The organism is Streptomyces niphimycinicus, assembly GCF_018883605.1.
Taxonomy (GTDB): Bacteria; Actinomycetota; Actinomycetes; order Streptomycetales; family Streptomycetaceae; genus Streptomyces; species Streptomyces niphimycinicus.
In genome coordinates this window covers 1-1117 of the sequence record NZ_JAHLEM010001007.1, presented here as the reverse complement: position 1 = coordinate 1117, position 1117 = coordinate 1, and the positions used below count along the sequence as shown (strand labels likewise).

Annotated in this window: 1 protein-coding gene; it reads right to left on the bottom strand. The window is 72.7% G+C overall.

All coding sequences use genetic code 11. The features are described 5' to 3' along the window. On the bottom strand, positions 1-1117 hold a 1117-nt coding region (locus KN815_RS46815), incomplete at both ends, for an acyltransferase domain-containing protein (RefSeq protein WP_216347872.1).

Genomic DNA, 1117 nt, shown 5'->3' with positions numbered 1-1117 from the left:
CGCACGGGCGTCCATGGTCTCGGGCAGATCGAGCGCGCCACCCCAGCGCTGGGGGTACTCGACGCCCACGATCCGCCCCAGGCCCCAGACCATCGCCTGGGTCGGGCTCACCAGCCGGTCCGAGCGCCCCACCGACACCGCACCCCGGGTCCCGCACCACAGCGGGGCCACCACACCGGCGTCGCCCAGCCCCTGGACCAGCGCCACCATCGCCGCCAGCCCGGCCGGCACCACATCGAACGTCGTATGCCCCGACTCGTCCAGCGCGAGCAGCGAGAACACGCCCGTCACGTCCGAGGGCTCCACACCGGCCTCGCCGAGCGCCGCCTGTAGCCGCTCCGCCACGGTCCAGCGGTCGTTGCCCGATCCGTCCAGCACCACCCGGACGACGTCGGCACCGCTCGTCCCCAGCCCGTTCACCGTGGCGGTCACAAGGGCGTCGTCGGCGTGCGACGCGGGAAGGACGACCACCCAGGTGCCCGAGAGGGCCGCCTCGGTGGCGGCCGCCAGTGGCTTCCAGACCACCTTGTAGCGCCAGCCGTCCACCGTGTTCTGCTCGCGCCGCTGACGGCGCCAGGAGGACAGCGCCGGAAGCAACGCGGTCAGGGACGACTGCTGCTCCTCGTCCTCCACCTCAAGGGTGCGGACCAGCGCCTCCAGGTCCTCGCGCTCCACGGCCTCCCAGAAGCGCGCGTCCACCGCGTCCGCGGCGAGACCGTCGGTGGTGGCCTGAAGCTCCAGGGCCGACACCTCCAGCCAGTACCGCTGGCGCCGGAAGGCGTAGGTGGGCAGCTCCACCCGGCGGGCGCCACGGCCCTCGAGCAGGGCGGTCCAGTCCACGGTGACGCCCCGCACGAACACCTCGGCGGCGGAGGTCAGGAACCGCTCCAGGCCGCCCTCGTCACGCCGCAGCGTGCCGATGACCACGGCCTGGGCCTCGGCGGCCTCCACCGTCTGCTGCACCGGAAGGGTCAGCACCGGATGCGGGCTCACCTCGATGAACACGGTGTGACCGTCGTCCAGCAACGTGCGGGTGGTGGCTTCCAGTTCGACGGTCTGCCGCAGATTGCGGTACCAGTACTCGGCATCCAGACCGGCCGTGTCCACCAGCTCACCG